Here is an 18584-nt window from a genome sequence, read left to right on the forward strand (position 1 = left end):
TTGTCCGGCCTTTTTCACTTGATGGCTGCCATGTCGGACGTCTGCCTTCCTGTTGATAGCGTTCTGCCTGATTTTGACGGCGGCGGTATTCATGGTCTTGCCAACAGTCTTGCAAACTGGTTGGCCGAGCCTGGGCAAGCGCCCGCCTTTCTCCTGGATCGTGATGATCCACCACAGCGCTCCATCGTGCTGATCGTGATCGATGGTCTGGGCGATGGCTTTCTGCAGCGGCACGGACAGGGTAGCCATTTGTTGCGATATCGAAGTCGCCGGCTGACTTCGGTGTTCCCCAGCACAACGGCCAGTGCGGTGACGACGCTGATGACCGGGCTGTCACCGGCCGAGCACGGCCTTAATGGCTGGTATATCCACGATCAACGCTTTGGTGGCGTCATCCTGCCATTGCCGCTGCAATTGCGCGCGGGCGGGCCCTTGCGGGCACCGTTTCTGACCTGGCGGTTGTTTCCTTATCGGTGCATGTTTGCGCAGTCGCAGTTGCCGACAAGCTTCGTTTCGCCCGCGGAGATCGCGTTCTCGCCGTTTTCCAGACGCCATGCACGCGGCGCGCTCATTCGCGGCTATGACGGGCTGGACGGCTTCAGGCAGCAGATCTGCGCGGCAGTGGCGGCACAAGGAGCCCGAGGCTTTGTTCATGCCTACTATGCCCGGTTTGATGCCATGAGCCATCACTTCGGGCCCGATGCACCCGAAGTGATCGAGGAGTTCTGGCGTATCGACCGCTGCCTTGGGGCGGTGTTCGACGAGTTGTCCGGTCTGGGCACCGAGGTCTGGCTGACGGCGGATCACGGGTTCATTGATGCGCCTGAGTCCCGGCATGTGCATCTCGAAGACCATCCCGAGCTGGCGACCATGCTGAATGGACCCTTGTTTGGCGAACGCAGGGCGGCATTCTGCAAAGCGCGTGAGGGGGCGGAAGACGAGTTGCTTGCCTATGTCAGTACACGCCTTGCAGGCAAGGCGGTTGCGGCAGCGTCGCCGTCGTTGCTGGAGGCCGGATTGTTTGGCCCTGGTAAGCAGCATAAGCGCTTGCCTGAACGGCTGGGATCGCATGCGATCCTGATGGAACCGGGCTGGACGCTCAGCGACTCTCTTCCCGGAGAAAAGTCGCACTCGATGAAGGGTGTTCATGGCGGGCTGAGCGCGGATGAGATGTGGGTTCCGCTGGTTCAGCTACGGCCTTGAGTGTTCGGCAGATGGTTGCTAAAAGCGTGCCCCAGAAGGCTGCCGCCCTTGGCTTGGACTGATATGGTGTCACCGTGCAGTCATTGTTCGATCATCTGCCGGACATCTGAGGAACCTATCGTTCTGTCCATATGGGAGGGACGATATGGAACGAATGCTGTTGAATTGTTCAGCCTTGATCACGCATTTGAGGGGGCTCGTTCCCGCTTTGAACACCTGGTTGGATGGCTGTTTCCCTTTGCCTGAGGGGGACATCCAGCTGTGCTACATCGTCGACGCCTGCGCCGACGACGATGGACGCTTCAGTGCAGATCCTCACTGGGCGGAACGGGCAGCACCATGATGCCTTCTTCGAGCAGTTCGCTCAGTTCATCGGCGGATGCGGCGCCCCGGATGCTGCGGGCCTCGATTTCGCCATGGTGAATCTTGCGGGCTTCCTCGGGAAAGCGTTCGCCGACGTCCTCGGCGGTGCTGGCCAACTGGCGCAGGGCGGCGAGCAGACGGGCAGCCTGGTCGGACGTTACCGCGGGCACAGCGGACTCTGAAGATGCCGTTTCCGGCGGCGGTGCTGGCGTATGGCTGCCCGTCTGCACATATGGGGCGCTGGGCAGGCGGCGTACCTCGCTGCTACCGCACACCGGACAGCTCACCAGGCCAAGCGCGTGTTGCCGTTCGAACTCGGCTGACGACGCGAACCAGCCTTCGAAGCGGTGCGTATTGTGGCAGTGCAGGTCGAATACGATCACGGTCGGGGTCTCGCTGGGCAGCAGGTGTGTGGGTCGGCTGAGGTCAGGCGTGTTGGAGTCAGAGCGGTGGGAGCCATTGATGTTCCCAGGTGTCGAGCTCCGGTAACAGCATGTGTTGATCCTGCGTCAGTCGGCCCTGTATCGCACGATAGAGCTCGATGACTGACTTGTCGGAGGTGGGGGCCGGTGTCACGGGATTCAAGGACACGCACAATGCGCCGGCGGCAAAACCACTGCGTGCCGGCAACCCTGCGCCTTCAATGCGTACCGTGCGTGGCGCTGCAGAGCCCGCTTCGATGTTCAGTGTATGTGGCTCGGAGGGGCCGGGAACCCTGATCTGCCCTCCGCCCAGTAGCGTGAAGATTGACACGGGTCGCTCGATGACCACGTCTCGTCCGATCACACGATACAGGGGGTGGGGGCGCAGGCGGATACGTAGTAGCAGGTCGCCGGGCAGGCTGCCAGCGTCGCTGGCGGGCTCGCCTTCGCCTTCGAGGCGCAGCAGGTCGCCCTCTGCGATACCGGGCGGAATTCTCACTGTCAGGGTGCGGTGTCCGACGATCTGACCACTGCCATCGCAACAGGTACAGGGTGCCCGGTTGCTGTAGCCACGGCCATTGCAGACCGCGCAGGGGGTCAGTCCGTTTGCAGTTCGGATGCGACCCGAACCGTGACAGTCGGGGCACAGGCGGCTATGTGCCCGTGTTTGCCAGCCGCTTCCGTCACAGTCGCTGCAGGGACTTGGGATATCGAATACCAGGCTGGCCTCGCCACCCAGTACTGCCTGCTCAAGATCGATCTCCAGGTCACGTCGACGATCCGCTGCACGAGGCGCCGATGTGGCATGTCCGGCGTCTTGAGTTGAGGGGAGTGGGGTATCGGCCTCGAACGACTCAAGCAGGCTATCGTGTGCGGCACGCAGACGTTTGAAATGCTCCAGCGCGGCAGGGTCCGGATTACGGTCGGGGTGCCAACGCATGGCCAGGCGACGGAAGGCACGCTTGATCGATGCCTGTGTTGCGCCAGGTTCCAGTTCAAGCAACGAGAAGGCTTCGGACTCATTCACCATGGGGCCCTCGAGCAATGCTGAGCCGGCGTCACATGCCTGTCTGTTGCGCGGAAAAATGCCGAAGGGCTGGGCAGACAGGGCGCGGTGTGCGAGAATCCGCGTCCCGCCCGGGTGGTGAAATTGGTAGACACAGCAGACTTAAAATCTGCCGCCGCATGGCGTACGGGTTCAATCCCCGTCCCGGGCACCAGCATCGCGACGATGCGCGCATCACTGGCATGTGGCGGCATGGCCGGTTTCAGCGGTTGTTTTCCGGCAGGACGATGTTGACCTCGAGCACTTCGTAGTTGTCCTGCTTTTCGAGCTGCACCTTGATATCGTCAGGATTCACCGAGACGTACTTGGAGATCACCTCGATCAACTCGCGCTGCAGCGCCGGCATGAAGTCGGGCTGTGCCGACTTGCCGTCACGCTCGTGAGCGATCAGCAGCGACAGCCGGTTCTTGGCGATCTCTGCCGTGTTCTTTTTTTCGCCGAACAGGCGGGAGAGGAAGGACATCTCACTTACCCCCGAACAGGCGCTTGATCAGGCCGGGCTTTTCGTAGTTGACGTAGCGCAGGTCGCGGAACTCGCCCAGGAAGCGTGCAACGACGTCCGTGTAGGCCTCGGCAACGTCAGAGCCTTTAAGGTGGATGGCCGGCGTGCCCTGGTTGGAGGCGTGAAGTACGGACTCCGACTCAGGAATGACGCCGATCAGCGGCACCCGCAGCAACTCCTGCACATCCTTGTAGGACAGCATCTCGCCGTCCTCCACCCGTTTGGGCGAGTAGCGGGTGACCAGCAGATGTTCCTTGACCGGCTCGCCGCCTTCGCGCGCGCGCTTGGACTTCGACTGCAGGATGCCGAGAATGCGGTCTGAGTCGCGCACCGAGGAGACCTCGGGGTTGGTGGTGACGATGGCTTCGTCGGCAAAGGTCAGCGCCATGACTGCACCGCGTTCGATACCCGCGGGCGAATCACATACGACATACTCGAAGCCCATGTGCTCGAGTTCCTGCAACACCTTTTCGACGCCTTCCTCGGTCAACGCGTCCTTGTCGCGGGTTTGCGAGGCGGGCAGGATGAACAGGTTCTCGCAGTGCTTGTCCTTGATCAAGGCTTGATTGAGCTTGGCTTCGCCATTGACCACATTGACCAGGTCATAGACCACACGGCGTTCGCAGCCCATGATCAGGTCGAGGTTGCGCAGACCGACGTCGAAGTCGATGACCGCGGTCTTGAAGCCGCGCAGCGCTAGGCCGGACGAAAATGCCGCACTGGTGGTGGTCTTGCCAACACCGCCCTTGCCGGACGTTACGACGATGACTCTCACGTTGGATCCCCTGAATGTTCTGATGTGTGCGGGCTCAATCGAGCTGCAGCGGTTCGATTTCGATAGTCTGTTTGCCAGCCGTGTCACGCATGCGGACAACGGCGCCACGACCGGCAATGGATTCCGGAGTGCCTTGTTCAAACGTTCGATACACGCCCGCGATCGAGACCAGCTCCGGGCCGAAGTTGGTGGCAATGATGCGTGCGGCAGGGTTGCCTTGTGCACCGGCCAGCGCACGTCCGCGTAGCGGGCCAAAACAGTGGATGCTGCCGTCGGCGATGACCTCGGCACCGTTGCTCATGCCGGCGAGCAAAACCAGATCGCCGCCACGCGCATAGATTTGCTGTCCGGAGCGTAGCGGACGATCAACAAAGACCGTGCCGGCAGCAATTGGCGCCGGTGGTGGCGAGGCTTGCACCGGCGTAGCGACAGGAGCGGGGGCGGCAGGTGGTGGTGCAGCAGGGCGCTCGCGCAGTTCGATGCGGTCGAGCAGGGCCAGGCCTGCCTGACGTGCGGTTGCGGCAAATTCCTCGGGTAGCCCACGCACCCCGATGGGTTGCAGTTGATAGCGGCGCAGCAGCGACAGCAGGCCGGCCCAGTCGATGCGGCCGGGTAAGGACTCTGCTGCACTGAAATCCAGGATGGCGGCCTCGCCGCTGAAGAAATCCGGCATGCCGCCCAGCATCTTGTGCAGGGCATCTGCAAGCGGAACCGGTTCGGTGTCGCGCAAGAGCGCAACGGTGGTGCCGATCGTGGTGTTGCGGAACTCGATCGATCGACTGGACGCGGTGTTGGACATGGGCAGGCAGGCAGGTTAATCGCGCGAGTTTACTGATCGCCGTCGTTTACGGCAAGAAACCTGCATGTTCGATGCGTCGTCTGGGGGTTCAATGTAGCGTTGGCGGTCGAAACAGCGCGTCGATATCGTCGGCGTCGAAGCGGTAGGTGTGGTTGGAGAGCTCGTCGTGAACGCTGACCTCTCCATGTTCTGCAAGCACCTCGCGGACTTCGGCTTCGCCCAGGCTGTGCAGCATGGCGGCAATCTTTTCGGGCTCTGGAGGCCAGTTGTGGGTTACCGGGCGCGGGTCGTAGAGGCGGACGTCCTCTTCGGCAAACAGGCGACGCAGGATGGTTTCAGGCGGCAAACCCAGCAACTCGTCACTACGGATGGTGCTGGCCAGCTGCAGGACGCGCGACCAGCCATCGGCATCCCGTGCATCCGCACCGGGCAGGCGTTGGATGAAGAGCGCGGCACTGGCCTGTTCGTCACAGGCTAGCCACAGCCCGGTGGGTTGCTGCTCGGACTGCTCAAGGTAATGGGTGAACACGCTGGCAATACTGTCGCCTTCGAGCGGTACCAGGCTCTGGTAGGGCTGTTCCATCCCTTCGATGTCGAGCGACAGTTGCAGGCGGCCGTCACCCACCAGATCGTTCAGGGTGTCACCTGCCACTCGGCCCTCGCTTTTGGCGTAGCCGCGCAGATTGAGCGTTTCATTGCAGTCGACCACCAGCAGGCTGACCGGCCCGTGGCCCTGTACCTGGAAAGTCAGGCGGGCCTGTTGCTTGAGATTGCCGGTGATGACCGCACACACTGCAGACATTTCACCAAGCAGACGAGCGACCGCCTGAGGATAGGCGCGATCATGCTGCATGGCCTTCCACACATCGTCGAGCCGGACCACGGCCCCGCGGATGTCGAGGTCTTCAAGGAGGAAGCGCTGGACGTAACTGGAGGGCAGGGGGCTCATCAGGCTTCTCCTTGCGCGGGTTTGATGAAACTGGACAGCAGTGCGGGATCGAATCCGACCAATAGATGGCCTGATGCGGTTTCAATGACTGGACGCTTGATCAGGCTGGGGTTGGCCAGCATCAGCTGCACGGCGGCACTCTGGGTGTCGATTGCCTGTTCTTCGGGGCTGAGCTTGCGCCAGGTGGTACCGCGGGTGTTGATCAGGGTTTTCCAGCCAAGTGCCTTGCTCCAGTCGTGGAGCTTGCCCGAAGTGAGGCCGTCCTTGCGGTAGTCGTGAAAGCGGTAAGCGGCACCATGCTCTGCCATCCAGGCAAAGGTCTTCTTCATGGTGTCGCAGTTCTTGATGCCGTAGATCACGGTTTCCATCACGAAATCTCCTGATCGATCGGGATTACTTGCCGCGTGCGCGGGCAAAGGCTTCGGCAAAGGCATTGCCCGCAGCCGGGCTCGACTTGCCGCCGCCATCGTGCGGACGACGCGAGGTATGGTTCGCGCCCGATGGGCGGCTGCCACGCTCATTAGTCCGATCCTGACGAGCTGATGGTGCCTCGCTACGCTTGGCCGCCGGCTCGTCAGTCATCCGCATGGTCAGGGCGATACGGTTTCGCGGGATGTCGACCTCCAGCACCTTGACCTTGACCACCTGGCCGGCCTTGACCACGCTGTGAGGATCCTTGACAAAGGTGTTCGACAGCGCGGAAATGTGTACCAGACCGTCCTGATGCACGCCAATATCGACAAAGGCACCAAAGTTGGTGACATTGGTGACCACCCCTTCGAGCAGCATGCCCGGCTGCAGATCCTTGACGGTTTCGATACCCTCGCGGAAGGTGGCAGTTCGGAACTCTGGGCGGGGGTCGCGACCGGGCTTCTCCAGCTCGGCCAGGATGTCCTGCACGGTAGGCAGGCCAAACCGCTCGTCGGTGAACTCGGCGGGTTTCAGCGCTTTCAGGAAACTGCCGTTGCCCATCAGTTCGCGCACGCTTTTCTGCACCCGGCTGAGGATGCGCTCGACCACCGGATAAGCCTCGGGGTGAACCGAGGATGCGTCCAGCGGATTGTCCCCATTGGGAATACGCAGGAAGCCGGCCGCCTGCTCAAACGTCTTCGGACCCAGCCGCGGGACGGCCTTGAGCACGTCACGCGAGCGGAACGGGCCGTTGGCGTTGCGATACTCGACGATATTCGAGGCTAGGGTGTTGTTGAGACCCGAGATGCGGGCGAGTAAGGGCACCGAAGCGGTATTGACGTCGACACCAACGGCATTCACGCAATCCTCGACCACGGCGTCCAGGCTCTTGGCGAGCTTGCCCTGATTGACGTCATGCTGGTACTGGCCAACACCGATCGATTTCGGATCGATCTTGACCAGTTCGGCCAGTGGGTCCTGCAGCCTGCGGGCAATGGAGACGGCGCCACGCAGGCTGACGTCGACGTCGGGGAACTCCCGTGCGGCCAGCTCAGAGGCCGAATACACCGAGGCGCCGGCTTCCGACACCATGACTTTGGTCAGCTTCAGTTCCGGATGACGGGACATCAGTTCGGCCGCCAGGGCATCGGTTTCACGCGAGGCGGTGCCGTTGCCGATCGCAATGAGCTCCACGGCGTGCTTTTTTGCCAGCATTGCCAGCGCGGCGAGCGAGGATTCGCGGTCGCGGCGCGGCTCGAACGGATAGACCGTGGCGGTATCGACCAGCTTGCCGGTGGTGTCTACAACAGCGACCTTGACCCCGGTGCGGATGCCGGGGTCAAGCCCCATGGTGCAACGACTGCCCGCCGGTGCGGCAAGCAGCAAATCCTTGAGGTTGCGCGCGAATACGCGGATGGCTTCCTCTTCGGCGCGTTCACGCAACTCGCCCATCAGCTCGAGCTCGAGGTGTAGCGAAACCTTGACGCTCCAGGTCCAGCGTACGGTATCGGCCAGCCAGCGGTCAGCCGCCCGGCCTTGGTTACGGATACCGAAACGTGCGGCGATCCGACCTTCGCAAGGATGGGGGGCATCGGGGTCCGGGCGGTCAATCTCGAGACTGAGTCGCAGCACGCCCTCGTTGCGGCCACGCAGCAGGGCGAGGGCGCGGTGCGAGGGCATTGAAGCGATGGGTTCGCGGAAGTCGAACCAGTCGCGGAACTTGGCACCTTCGTTTTCCTTGCCCTCGATCACCGCCGAGCGGACCTCGCCGTGTTCGTGCAGGTAGGTCCGTAGCTCGCCGAGCAAGGTCGCATCTTCGGCGAATTGTTCCATCAGGATCTGACGGGCACCGTCGAGCACGGCCTTGACGTCGGCAAAGCCCGCTTCGGCGTTCAGATAGTTGGCTGCCTCGGTCTCGGGCTCCAGCATCGGGTTGGCGAGCAGGGCATCTGCCAGGGGGGCGATGCCGGCTTCGCGTGCGATCTGGGCCTTGGTGCGACGCTTGGGCTTGTAGGGCAGGTAGAGATCTTCCAGCCGTTGCTTGGTGTCGGCATGCTCGATCTCGGCACGCAGTTCGGCGGTCAGCTTGCCCTGCTCCTCGATCGAGGCAATGACGGTTGCTCGGCGATCTTCGAGTTCACGCAGATAGCCGAGACGTTCTTCCAGCATTCGCAGCTGGGTATCGTCCAGGCCGTTGGTGGCCTCCTTGCGGTAACGCGAGATGAAAGGCACGGTGGCACCATCATCCAGCAGTTGCACGGCCGCCATCACCTGGCGTGGAGTAACGCCGAGCTCTTCGGCAATTCGGTGTTCGATCGGGGGTAGCATGGGCATGTCCACCGGCGCAAGCACGGTGCATGAAATTTCAGGAAGGGCGCGATGGTGCAGCAAGCGTGCCCGCAGGGCAAGAGGCGACCCGCTTGGTCCGCCTCCATCCGAAATGGTTCGTGCTGATCAGAGCGCGATCAGGGTCTGGCGTCCCCACCACTGCTCACCGGCAGCGACGGTGATAGGCGTATCGGCAGCGGCTGCCTCCACGCACAACATGCGCCTGAAGCCGTTGTCCGGCATGTCGGCGAGGGCTGCACAGCGTGTTTCCCAAGGATTCCACACCACCACGTCGGGAAAGCCTTCGGTGTTGATACCCAGTGTGCGTGATCCGTCGCGCAGTAGCAGCGGCCGGTTGACCTGGCGATAGACACGATCGACTTCGGCGTCCACCATCAAGGCGTCGCCTGTTTCGCGCTTGATCGCATTGCCGTTGGCGGAATCACGATAGGTGAAGCCGTAGAGTCCCTCCAGCCGGGCTTCCTCGGCCTCACGTACGCGAAGGTAGGTGTGCAGCGCACCCGTAAAGGACAAGACATCGGTGCCGCGGTTATCCACTTCGAACTCGAGATCCAGCCGGTTGTCCTCGATGCTGATCGTCAGTTCGATCCCAAACGGGTGATTCCACAGCGCGCGCGTTTCCGCGCTGTCCTCCAGACGCAGTTGGATCAGGGCAAAATCCTTATCCACCCGACGGTCGGCAAGCATCCAGTCCACGGTACGCACAAAGCCGTGCTTGGGCAGTTTGCCTAGATCGGCGAACTGCGGAAAACAGACCGGAACGCCGCCTCGAATTGGCGTGCTGCGGTCGAACTTTGCGGTTTCGCTCAGATAGAGCCATTCCTTGCCGCCGCGCGGGGTCCACGACAAGACCTGGCCACCAAACAGGCTGACAATGGCGCTGGCGCCCCCCGCCTGCAGACGCAGTGCGGGCAGGCCATTGAAGTCGATGCTTTCGATACCGTGGGCCATCCGCTCAGTCCTGCAACGGCAGTACGCCGTGTTTGACGGTGTTGTCGTCGGGGTCGTTGGTCAGGATGAAGCCCAGCTTGGAAACGAACTTGAGCATGCGATCATTGTTCGACAGGAAGACGCCGTTCATGTAAGCCAAGCCACGGTTGCGCGCGGTTTCGATCAGCACGCTCATCAGCTTGCGGGCGAGACCGCGGTGCTGCCAGTCATCGGCCACAACCACCGCGAATTCGCAGGACTCGCCATCCGGGTTCACCGCGTAGCGACAGACGCCGATCTCGGTTTCGACGCCGTCAACATCCATGGTGGCAACAAAGGCCATTTCACGGTCGTAGTCGATCTGGGTCAGGCGCGCGACCATCGCCGGTGGCAGTTCGCGCATGGTGTTCATGAAGCGGTAGTACTTGGTTTCCTGCGAAAGCTTGCGCACGAACTCGATTTCGAGATCGGCGTCTTCCGGCTTGATCGGGCGGATGGTGACCACGGTGCCGTCGGGTACCGTCCACTTGCTGATCAGGTGCGACGGATAGGGGTGGATCGCCATGTGATCGTAGCGATCGGCCGTAGGCGATACGTTCTCGACGACGATGCGGGCGTCTACTGCCACGGCACCGTTTTCGTCCACGATCAGCGGGTTGATCTCCATGCCGGTGATCCACGGCAGCTCGCAGACCATTTCCGAGACCCGCAGCAACACCAGCTCCAGTGCATCCATGTCGACGGCCGGCAGGTTGCGGAACTCGGCCAGGCGGGTTGCGATCCGGGTGGAGCGGATCATGTCGCGCACCAGGTAGCTGTTGAGCGGCGGCAATGCGACCGCAATGTCGCGGTTGGCCTCGACCTGGTTGCCTCCTTCGCCAAAGCTGATCACCGGGCCGAACACGGGGTCTCGACGCACGCCGATCACCAGTTCGCGCCCGTTGCGCTTCTGGATCATCGGCTCGATCGAAATTCCATTGATGATGGCGTCGGGCTGGCTCTTCCTGACCGCCTCGAGGATCTCCTGATAGGCCGAGCGCACCGCAGCCAGGCTGGTCAGGTTCAGGCGCACGCCACCGACATCGGACTTGTGGATGACCGAGGCAGAGTCGATCTTCATGACCACCGGCAGGCCGATTTCCTCGGCCAGCACCATGGCTTCGGTGGCCGAGCGCGCAACGACGGTCTGCGCAATCGGAATGCGGAACGCCGCCAGCAGCGCCTTGGATTCCATCTCATTGAGACGGTTGCGGCGCTCGCCGAGCGCGGTCTCGATCACCAGACGGGCGCTTTCGATCGAGGGCGGGGACAGATGCGACAGCGAAGCCGGCATCTGCATCAGCAGCTTCTGGTTGCGATAGTAGGCCGAAATATGGCTGAACAGCTCGACTGCCGGTTCTGGCGTGCGGAAGGTGGGAATGCCGGCCTCAATGAACAGGCGGCGCGATTCACCGACCAGATCCTCGCCCATCCAGCAGGTGACTACCGGCTTGTCGGCAGCTTTTTCAAGCTCAATGACCATTTCCGCAACTTCGGTCGGCTTGGTCATCGCCTGCGGGGTCAGCATCACCAGTACGCCATCCACGTTCGGGCCGTCGAGTACGGCCTGCAACGCCTTGCGGTAACGTTCGGGGTCGGCGTCGCCAAGAATGTCGATCGGGTTGCCGCGCGACCAGCCTGCCGGCAGCGCCGCGTTGAGCTTTTCCATGGTGCTTTCGGCAAAATCGGACAGCGGAATGCCGATATCCACCGCCCGGTCGGCGGCCATGACGCCTGGCCCACCACCGTTGGTAATGATTGCCAGGCGATTGCCGCGCGGCCGGAAATGCGAGAACAGCGCGTTGGCAGCAGCAAACAGCTGACCCAGGTTGTAGAGACGGATGACGCCGGCGCGGCGCAGTGCCGCATCGAACACATCATCGTCACCGATGGGCGCACCAGAATGGGAAAGAATTGCGCGCGAAACGTCCGGATGGCGTCCGGCCTTGATCAACAGCACCGGCTTGACCCGAGCTGCGCCACGCAGCGCGCTCATGAACCGGCGGGCATCGCGAATACCCTCGACGTAAAGGAAGATGCTCTCGGTGCGTGGGTCCGAGATCATGTACTCGAGCACCTCACCGAAGTCGATGTCGCTGGACGAGCCGAGTGAGACCACCGCAGAAAAGCCGACGTTATTGGGGCGAGCCCAGTCAAGGATGGCGGCACAGAGTGCGCCGGACTGGGAGATCAGGCCAATGGTGCCCTTGCTGGCCGATGCATGGGCGAAGGTGGCGTTGAGGCCCAGTTCGGGACGCATGATGCCCAGGCAGTTGGGGCCGAGCAGGCGAATCTTGTGACGGCGGGCAGCTTCGATGACATGACGCTCCAGCAGCGCGCCGCGCGGGCCAGCTTCGGCAAAGCCTGCCGACAGGACGATGACGGCCTTGACGCCGGCACGGCCACAGCTATCGACGACGGATGCGACCTTGTCGGCACGGACGGCAATCACCGCGAGGTCGAGACGATGCGGAACGTCTTCCACCGACTTGTAACAGGGCACGCCCAGCACGGTTTCGTGCCTGGGGTTGATCGCAAACAGGCGCCCCTTGAAGCCGGCATTGAGCATGTTGTGGATGAGCACACTGCCCAGCGAGCCTTCGCGTTCGCTGGCGCCGATGACCCCCACCGAGCGGGGCTCGAGGAGCGGGGTAAGGTAGTGTTTTTCTTTCATGAGAGGAAGCCCTTGCGAGATTTGGGTCACGGAGCAGCGGGGCGTAACCTACAAAGTATAGGCATGGAGGAGAGGAGTTCAGGGAATTATACTGCAGTGCACAACGCGCAGGGGTTCGGGATTTCCCGAGGCCGTCATCTGCAGACCGACAGCGCTGTTCAGGGTGGCGAAACACTGCGTAGTGCATGACATTTGATCAGGTTCCGAAGGTGAAGCAGAACCGGGCTCCCTGGCCAGCCTCGGCTTCCGCCCAGATCGTGCCGCCATGTCGCTGGATGATGCGTTGTACTGTGGCCAGGCCAATGCCGGTGCCGGAGAACTCGGCATTGCTGTGCAGCCGACTGAACGGACGGAACAGGTTGGAGGCAAAGGCCATGTCGAATCCTGCGCCATTGTCCTGAATGCAGAACACCCGCCGGTCGTTCTTGAGGTCAACGGCAAACTGGATGCGTGCGGGTGTCCGTTCGCTGGAGAACTTCCAGGCATTACGCAACAGGTTCTCCAACAGCACGCGTGCCAATACGCGGTCGGCGTTGACCACGATGTCGCGGGTAATCTCGATTTCCACGTCGCGGTCGGGCTCTTCCGAACGCAGTTCGTCAACAATCTGCAAGGCCAACTCGGACAAATCGACCTGTTCCTTGTGCAAGGGCTGGCGGGTCAGGCGAGCCAGTTCAATCAGTGCGTCAATAAGGTGAGCCATGCGCTGAGTGGCACGCCGGATACGATCGAGATGTTCGGCCAGTGCGGTGTCGAGTCGATCGCCGAGGTCTTCCTCCAGAATGCGGGTGAAGCCATCGATGGCGCGTAATGGAGCGCGCAGGTCATGCGACACGGAGTATGAGAAGGCCTCCAGCTCACGGTTCGAAGCCTCGAGTTCGGCAGTACGCAATCGAACACGGGCTTCCAGCTCCTGATTGACGTTGCGCAGCGTCAGTTCAGCGACCTTGCGTGCAGAAATGTCGTCCAGCGTGCCGGCCAGCCCGCGATGGTGGCCATTGCTACCGGGCATCGGTCGGACGGCGGCCTCGATCCATCGGATTTCACCTTTGCGGGTGCGCAAGCGCAACTGGCAGCTGAATTCACCCAGTACGCCTGCCGTCACGCGTTTGAAGTCGGTTTCGATCGTCGGGCGGTCATCAGGATGCAGGAACTCGCCCAGTGGTCGCCCCAGGCTTTTCTCCACACGATATCCGCTGATTCGACGCCACGCGCCATTGAGAAAGGTCAGCGTCCCTTCGTTGTCGGTCTGAAAAATGACTTCCTTAACCGATTCGACCACTTCGTGGTAGCGCTGCTGGCTTTCGATCAGCGCCCGTTCAGTCTTCATCCGCTCGGTAACGTCACGGCCGATGCCGTGGTAACCGGAGAACGCGGGGCCGTCGTAATAGGGTTTGCCAAGCAGCTCGAACTGGCGCAGCTGGCCATTCGCGTCATGCCGGGCGAGCACGACGCTGACCACGTCCCGGCGACCCAAACGGCGTTTGTAGCTGGCCCAGAAGGCCTCGCCCAGACCATCCCAGGGAATGTCCCAAGGGCGCTGTCCAATCAAGCTGGAGGGGTCAAGCCCGGTCAGGTCGCGAAAGCCTTCGCCGATATGGGTGTAGCGGTGTGTGGTATCGGTCGCCCAACGCCAGTCCGACGTCATCGACAGCAGGTCATTCAAGCGATTGAGATCTTCATCACCCGCCGTTCGGCGCCCTGGTGTGATCCGTCCCGAGCGGAGCAGATACCAGAGCAGCCCTGCCAACACCACGACAGCGAGCATGGCGGAACCCGCCCCGTCTAGAGGGGTGTCTGCGTATGCCGATGGCGTGAATCCGGCGACGAAGAGGGTGGGCAAGCGGGGCATACGCATGAACTCGCGGGTCCGGGTCAAATCGAGGGCACTCGCTGACGATCTGGCGCGAAACGCGACGGCGGTGACTCTGTCATGGCGGACTCCCTTAGAATGGTGTTATCCACTGACGACCGGGACATTGTCTGCCCGGAATTATGCCTTCACAACAGAATCATGACTCAATTCGACTCGAACTTCATCAACCCTCGCCCAACCGAAGCACACGTTCCTCCACATGGGGGCGGGGACGTTTCCGATTGGGTCGCTCGTTGTGCGTGCCTGATCCGCCCGGGTGGGCGGGTGCTTGATCATGCCTGTGGCAGTGGCCGCCATGCTCGCTGGCTGGCACAGCAAGGGTATCAGGTCGATGCGGTGGATCGCGACCCGGTGGCCTTGTCCAGCGTGTCTGGCGTGCCCGGCATTCATGCCCGGCAGGTCGACCTCGAGTCCGGTGACTGGCCATACGAGTCCTCGTCCTTCGATGGCATCGTGGTGACCAACTATCTCTTTCGTCCGCGCCTTGAATTATTGCTGCAGGCGCTGGCACCCGGTGGCGTGCTGATCTACGAAACGTTCATGCAAGGTAATGAGCGTTTTGGCAAACCGAGTAATCCGGATTTTCTGCTGCAGCCGGGTGAGTTGCTGGTGCGCGTCGCCGGCTTGCATGTGGTGGCATTTGAGCAGGGCGTGGTGTCCGTTCCACGGCTTGCCGTGGTGCAGCGCATCTGTGCCGCACGCACCCAGGCAATTACAGAAGTGCCGCTCCCCTGATCAGGTCGGCAGGGCAGACAGGATGCGTTGCGCCGCGGCCTCCACGCCTGCTGGCGATAGATCGTCGACAAGGATGCGCGGAGCGCTGGACAACGTGACAAAGTTGCCGCCTTGCGAGCGCTGGTAGAGCGGATCGTAGTGCAGGGCGATCAGTTCGCCGAACAGGGTTTCAAGCTGGCCACTGCGCGCCAGATCGAGCCAGCGCGAGAGCGTCTCGTTGCTCTGCAGTCCGCGCAGACGCTCGATGTTGCGGCACAGCGCGGTTACGTCGTCACCCAGATAGGCATAGTCACGTACCAGAAAGGCCAGGCGTGCTTCGGGCGTGGCATCGATGGCGACGCAGGGCGAGCGCCGCATGTGCTCGATCAGCGCCTCTGGCAGGTGCAGACGGCCGATCTTGCGGCTCTCGGCTTCAACAAAGACGGGTTGGTCGGTTCTGAAATGGCGGATCCGGTCGTAGATGGCTGTTTCAAATGCTTTTTGGGCCGGCTGATCGCGGCTGGGCAGCGCCCCCAGTACCGACCCCTTGTGGGCGGCCAGATCCTCCAGATCCAGTACTTGTGCGCCTTGCCGCGCCAGTGCCTCAAGCACACGCGTCTTGCCACTGCCAGTTGCACCGCAGACCACACGCATTTGTAGCTGTGGCGTGAGTTGCTCGACCGTGGCGATGACGTGGTGACGAAAGGTCTTGTAGCCGCCGACCAGTTGGTGTGCGTCCCACCCTATCATCCGCAGCCAGGTAGTGAAGGCGCCGCTGCGTTGGCCTCCACGCCAGCAGTAGATCAGCGGGCGCCAGCGTTTGGGCTTGCCTTGCATGTACCCATAGACATGACGGGCAATGTTCTCGGCCACCATGGCGCCGCCAATACGGCGCGCCTCGAAGGGAGACTGCTGCTTGTACATCGTACCGACGACGATACGTTGTTCATTGTCCAGCACTGGCAGGTTCACCGCTCCGGGAATGTGATCCTCGGCAAATTCGGCGGGCGTGCGCGCATCGATGATCTCGTCAAACTCTTCCAGCTGTGCTACGGTCGCGGCGCCTTTCTGCATGGTTTTTACGACACTGACCAGCACCTGCGGTCAGTGTCGCATACTCCTTCCTGTCATGGATTCGATCAAACTTACCCAATTCTCCCACGGCGGCGGATGTGGCTGCAAAATTGCCCCCGGCGTGCTGTCCGACCTGCTGGCGCGGATGCCACCCGGTCTTTTGCCCGCTGACCTGCTGGTGGGAACCGCCACCGCTGACGATGCGGCGGTCTATCGCCTGAACGACCGTCAGGCGGTGGTGGCAACCACCGATTTCTTTACCCCGATCGTCGATGACCCCTACGATTTCGGCCGTATCGCTGCGACCAATGCCCTGTCTGATGTCTACGCCATGGGTGGCACACCGATCATGGCGCTTGCGATCGTTGGCATGCCGCTGGACAAACTGCCCGCTGAGGTCATCGGACGTATCCTCGAGGGTGGGGCGGCAGTCTGCCGTGAGGCAGGTATTCCGGTTGCAGGCGGACACTCCATCGACGTGCTCGAGCCCATCTACGGACTGGTCGGCATCGGTGTGGTCGACCCCGCGCGGGTGCGCACCAATGCAGGCGCGCGCGAAGATGATGTGCTGATTCTGAGCAAGCCACTGGGGGTCGGTATCCTCTCGGCCGGACTCAAGAAGGGTTTGCTGAGCGAGGCGGCGTACGCTGAGATGATCCGCTGGACGACGATGCTCAACCGTGCGGGCGCTGCGCTGGCCGAATGCGAGGCCGTCCACGCGATGACCGACGTGACCGGCTTTGGCCTGGCCGGCCATCTGCTCGAGATGTGCAGGGGCTCCGGCTTGCAGGCGATGGTCGATTTCGACGCCTTGCCCTTGATCGCCGAAGCGCGGGATCTGGTCAAAGGGGGTGTTGCCACCGGCGCGTCGACCCGCAACTGGACAAGCTACGGAACATCGATCCAGCTGGACGGTGCACTCGGTGAGTGGCAGCAAAAGCTGGTGACCGACCCACAGACCTCCGGTGGTTTGTTGATCGCCTGCGAAGCCAGTGCTGCGACTCAGGTGCTCGAGACGATCCAGCGCACTCAGGGTTCGGCTGGCAAGGTGATCGGTCGGATGGTTCGGGGCGATAGCGTGGTTCGTTTCGCCTGATTGGTGTGGCGCCCGCGTCAGCGTCTGGCACTGAGCGTCTTCAGCATGGGCTGAAGGCCGGCCCATACGGTGTCCAGAATGATGTGCTGGGCCTCGGCGGTGGGGTGAATGCCATCGGGCAGGAACAGTTCGGCACGGTCGCCAAAGCCCTCGAACAGGAAGGGCACCAGAGGCGTGTTGGTCGTGCGGGCGACATCGGTAAACGTCTGCGTGAACTGGCGAGTATAGGCCGGGCCGTAGTTGGGCGGCATCTGCATGCCGATCAGCAGCACCTTGGCGCCGATCTTGCCTGACTCGGCGATCATGGCTTCCAGATTCTGCGCCAGCAGCTTGGGCGGTAAGCCGCGCAGGCCGTCATTTGCGCCCAGTTCCAGAATCACGATGTCGGGTTTATGCTGGGCCAGAGCGGCGGGCAGACGCGAACGTCCGCCTGCCGAGGTTTCTCCGGATACACTGCCGTTGACCACACGATGACGGAACCCTTGGGCATCGAGCCGCGTCTGCAACAAGGTGGGCCAGGCTTCACCTGCTTTCAGGCCGTAGCCGGCTGACAGGCTGTCTCCCCACACCATGATCGTCGCCGCCTGGGCGGCGGTGGCAAACATTACCAGCAGGAATGCAAGCATGGATCGAAGCAGCATTGAATTCTCCAGTCCGGTCATCGAGGTCGAGGGTCTGCGCAAAAGTGTAACGATGGCAGATGGGCAGGGCGAGCTGTTGATTCTCGATAACGTGGGTTTTTCGGTGGGCAAGGGTGAGTCGGTAGCGATTGTCGGCGCGTCCGGCTCTGGTAAATCGACCTTGCTAGGATTGCTCGCGGGCCTGGATGTTCCGGTGGGGGGACGTGTTCGCATCCAGGGAACCGATTTGTTCGCGCTCAGCGAGGATGCCCGTGCTGCGCTGCGTGGCGAATCGATCGGATTCGTGTTCCAGTCGTTTCAGCTGCTACCTGCGCTCACCGCGCTGGAAAACGTGATGCTGCCACTGGAATTGGCCGATGCGGACGAAGCAGAGCCGATTGCGCGTCACTGGCTGGAACGGGTCGGATTGGGCAGCCGCCTGCGCCATTACCCCAAGCACCTGTCAGGCGGCGAACAACAACGCGTGGCGCTGGCCCGTGCCTTTGCCGCCAACCCTGCACTGCTGCTGGCCGATGAGCCCACCGGCAACCTGGATGCAGCAACCGGGCAGGCGGTCATCGAGCTGATGTTTTCGCTGAACCGTGAGGCGGGCACGACCTTGATCCTGGTCACGCACGACGAGTCACTTGCCCGTCGTTGCGGCCGCATCCTGAGGATGAATGCCGGACGGATGGTCGAGGTGATGCCGGAGCCGGCTTGAA

General features: G+C 62.1%; 17 protein-coding genes and 1 tRNA gene. 5 read left to right on the forward strand and 13 right to left on the reverse strand.

Annotated elements, in window-relative coordinates; translation table 11 throughout:
* On the forward strand, window positions 1-1203 hold the full coding sequence (locus DNK49_RS13775) for an alkaline phosphatase family protein (protein ID WP_243632366.1): 1203 nt from the start codon (window positions 1-3) through the stop codon (window positions 1201-1203).
* Between the two features lie 302 nt (window positions 1204-1505).
* Here the strand turns inward: DNK49_RS13775 and DNK49_RS13780 are convergent, their stop codons facing one another.
* Window positions 1506-1949 carry a DUF1178 family protein gene (locus tag DNK49_RS13780; RefSeq protein WP_110525501.1) on the reverse strand — a complete coding sequence of 148 codons (444 nt, stop codon included), beginning with the start codon at window positions 1947-1949 and terminating at the stop codon, window positions 1506-1508.
* 58 nt (window positions 1950-2007) lie between these two features.
* Complete coding sequence (locus DNK49_RS13785; protein ID WP_110525504.1) at window positions 2008-3018, reverse strand: DnaJ C-terminal domain-containing protein; 1011 nt, start codon at window positions 3016-3018, stop codon at window positions 2008-2010.
* A 105-nt stretch (window positions 3019-3123) separates the two neighbouring features.
* Between DNK49_RS13785 and DNK49_RS13790 the strand changes: the two genes are divergently transcribed.
* A tRNA-Leu gene (locus DNK49_RS13790) sits at window positions 3124-3208 on the forward strand.
* A 48-nt stretch (window positions 3209-3256) separates the two neighbouring features.
* Here the strand turns inward: DNK49_RS13790 and minE are convergent.
* The 9 genes from minE to DNK49_RS13835 form a co-directional block, all read right to left on the reverse strand.
* Complete coding sequence (minE, locus tag DNK49_RS13795) at window positions 3257-3517, reverse strand: cell division topological specificity factor MinE (protein ID WP_110525507.1); 261 nt, start codon at window positions 3515-3517, stop codon at window positions 3257-3259.
* 1 nt (window position 3518) lies between these two features.
* On the reverse strand, window positions 3519-4331 hold the full coding sequence (gene minD / locus DNK49_RS13800; protein WP_110525510.1) for a septum site-determining protein MinD: 813 nt from the start codon (window positions 4329-4331) through the stop codon (window positions 3519-3521).
* A gap of 34 nt (window positions 4332-4365) precedes the next feature.
* A complete protein-coding gene (minC, locus tag DNK49_RS13805) occupies window positions 4366-5130 on the reverse strand; it encodes a septum site-determining protein MinC (protein WP_110525513.1) in 765 nt (254 codons plus the stop codon).
* An 88-nt stretch (window positions 5131-5218) separates the two neighbouring features.
* The gene (gene hslO / locus DNK49_RS13810; protein ID WP_110525516.1) at window positions 5219-6079 is read right to left on the reverse strand and encodes an Hsp33 family molecular chaperone HslO; all 861 of its coding nucleotides are present in this window, start codon (window positions 6077-6079) and stop codon (window positions 5219-5221) included.
* A complete protein-coding gene (locus tag DNK49_RS13815; protein ID WP_110525519.1) occupies window positions 6079-6447 on the reverse strand; it encodes an ArsC family reductase in 369 nt (122 codons plus the stop codon). The genes hslO and DNK49_RS13815 overlap by 1 nt, the downstream gene beginning before the upstream one ends.
* Before the next feature lie 25 nt (window positions 6448-6472).
* Window positions 6473-8818 carry a Tex family protein gene (locus tag DNK49_RS13820; protein WP_110525522.1) on the reverse strand — a complete coding sequence of 782 codons (2346 nt, stop codon included), beginning with the start codon at window positions 8816-8818 and terminating at the stop codon, window positions 6473-6475.
* Between the two features lie 126 nt (window positions 8819-8944).
* Window positions 8945-9790 (reverse strand): D-hexose-6-phosphate mutarotase, encoded by an 846-nt coding sequence (locus DNK49_RS13825; RefSeq protein ID WP_110525525.1) that lies wholly within the window; start codon window positions 9788-9790, stop codon window positions 8945-8947.
* 4 nt (window positions 9791-9794) lie between these two features.
* Window positions 9795-12482: a bifunctional acetate--CoA ligase family protein/GNAT family N-acetyltransferase gene (locus DNK49_RS13830; protein WP_110525528.1), complete on the reverse strand. Its 2688-nt coding sequence runs from the start codon at window positions 12480-12482 to the stop codon at window positions 9795-9797.
* A 196-nt stretch (window positions 12483-12678) separates the two neighbouring features.
* Window positions 12679-14340 carry a sensor histidine kinase gene (locus DNK49_RS13835; RefSeq protein ID WP_243632367.1) on the reverse strand — a complete coding sequence of 554 codons (1662 nt, stop codon included), beginning with the start codon at window positions 14338-14340 and terminating at the stop codon, window positions 12679-12681.
* 156 nt (window positions 14341-14496) lie between these two features.
* Here DNK49_RS13835 and DNK49_RS13840 point away from each other — a divergent pair, with 156 nt between their 5' ends.
* Entirely contained in the window at window positions 14497-15093 is a 597-nt protein-coding gene (locus tag DNK49_RS13840) for a class I SAM-dependent methyltransferase (protein WP_110525534.1), read from the forward strand.
* Here the strand turns inward: DNK49_RS13840 and mnmH are convergent, their stop codons facing one another.
* A complete protein-coding gene (gene mnmH / locus DNK49_RS13845) occupies window positions 15094-16146 on the reverse strand; it encodes a tRNA 2-selenouridine(34) synthase MnmH (RefSeq protein WP_110525640.1) in 1053 nt (350 codons plus the stop codon).
* 55 nt (window positions 16147-16201) lie between these two features.
* Between mnmH and selD the strand changes: the two genes are divergently transcribed.
* The gene (gene selD, locus DNK49_RS13850; protein ID WP_110525537.1) at window positions 16202-17242 is read left to right on the forward strand and encodes a selenide, water dikinase SelD; all 1041 of its coding nucleotides are present in this window, start codon (window positions 16202-16204) and stop codon (window positions 17240-17242) included.
* Window positions 17243-17259: 17 nt separating this feature from the next.
* Here the strand turns inward: selD and DNK49_RS13855 are convergent, their stop codons facing one another.
* A complete protein-coding gene (locus tag DNK49_RS13855) occupies window positions 17260-17883 on the reverse strand; it encodes an arylesterase (protein ID WP_110525540.1) in 624 nt (207 codons plus the stop codon).
* On the opposite strand from DNK49_RS13855, the gene DNK49_RS13860 reads away from it, so the two are divergent.
* Complete coding sequence (locus DNK49_RS13860; protein WP_110525543.1) at window positions 17867-18583, forward strand: ABC transporter ATP-binding protein; 717 nt, start codon at window positions 17867-17869, stop codon at window positions 18581-18583. The two genes, DNK49_RS13855 and DNK49_RS13860, sit on opposite strands and share 17 nt — an antisense overlap.
* The last annotated feature ends 1 nt before the right edge of the window (window position 18584 follow it).

Source organism: Parazoarcus communis SWub3 = DSM 12120, assembly GCF_003226565.1.
In the GTDB taxonomy this organism is placed as follows: domain Bacteria; phylum Pseudomonadota; class Gammaproteobacteria; order Burkholderiales; family Rhodocyclaceae; genus Parazoarcus; species Parazoarcus communis.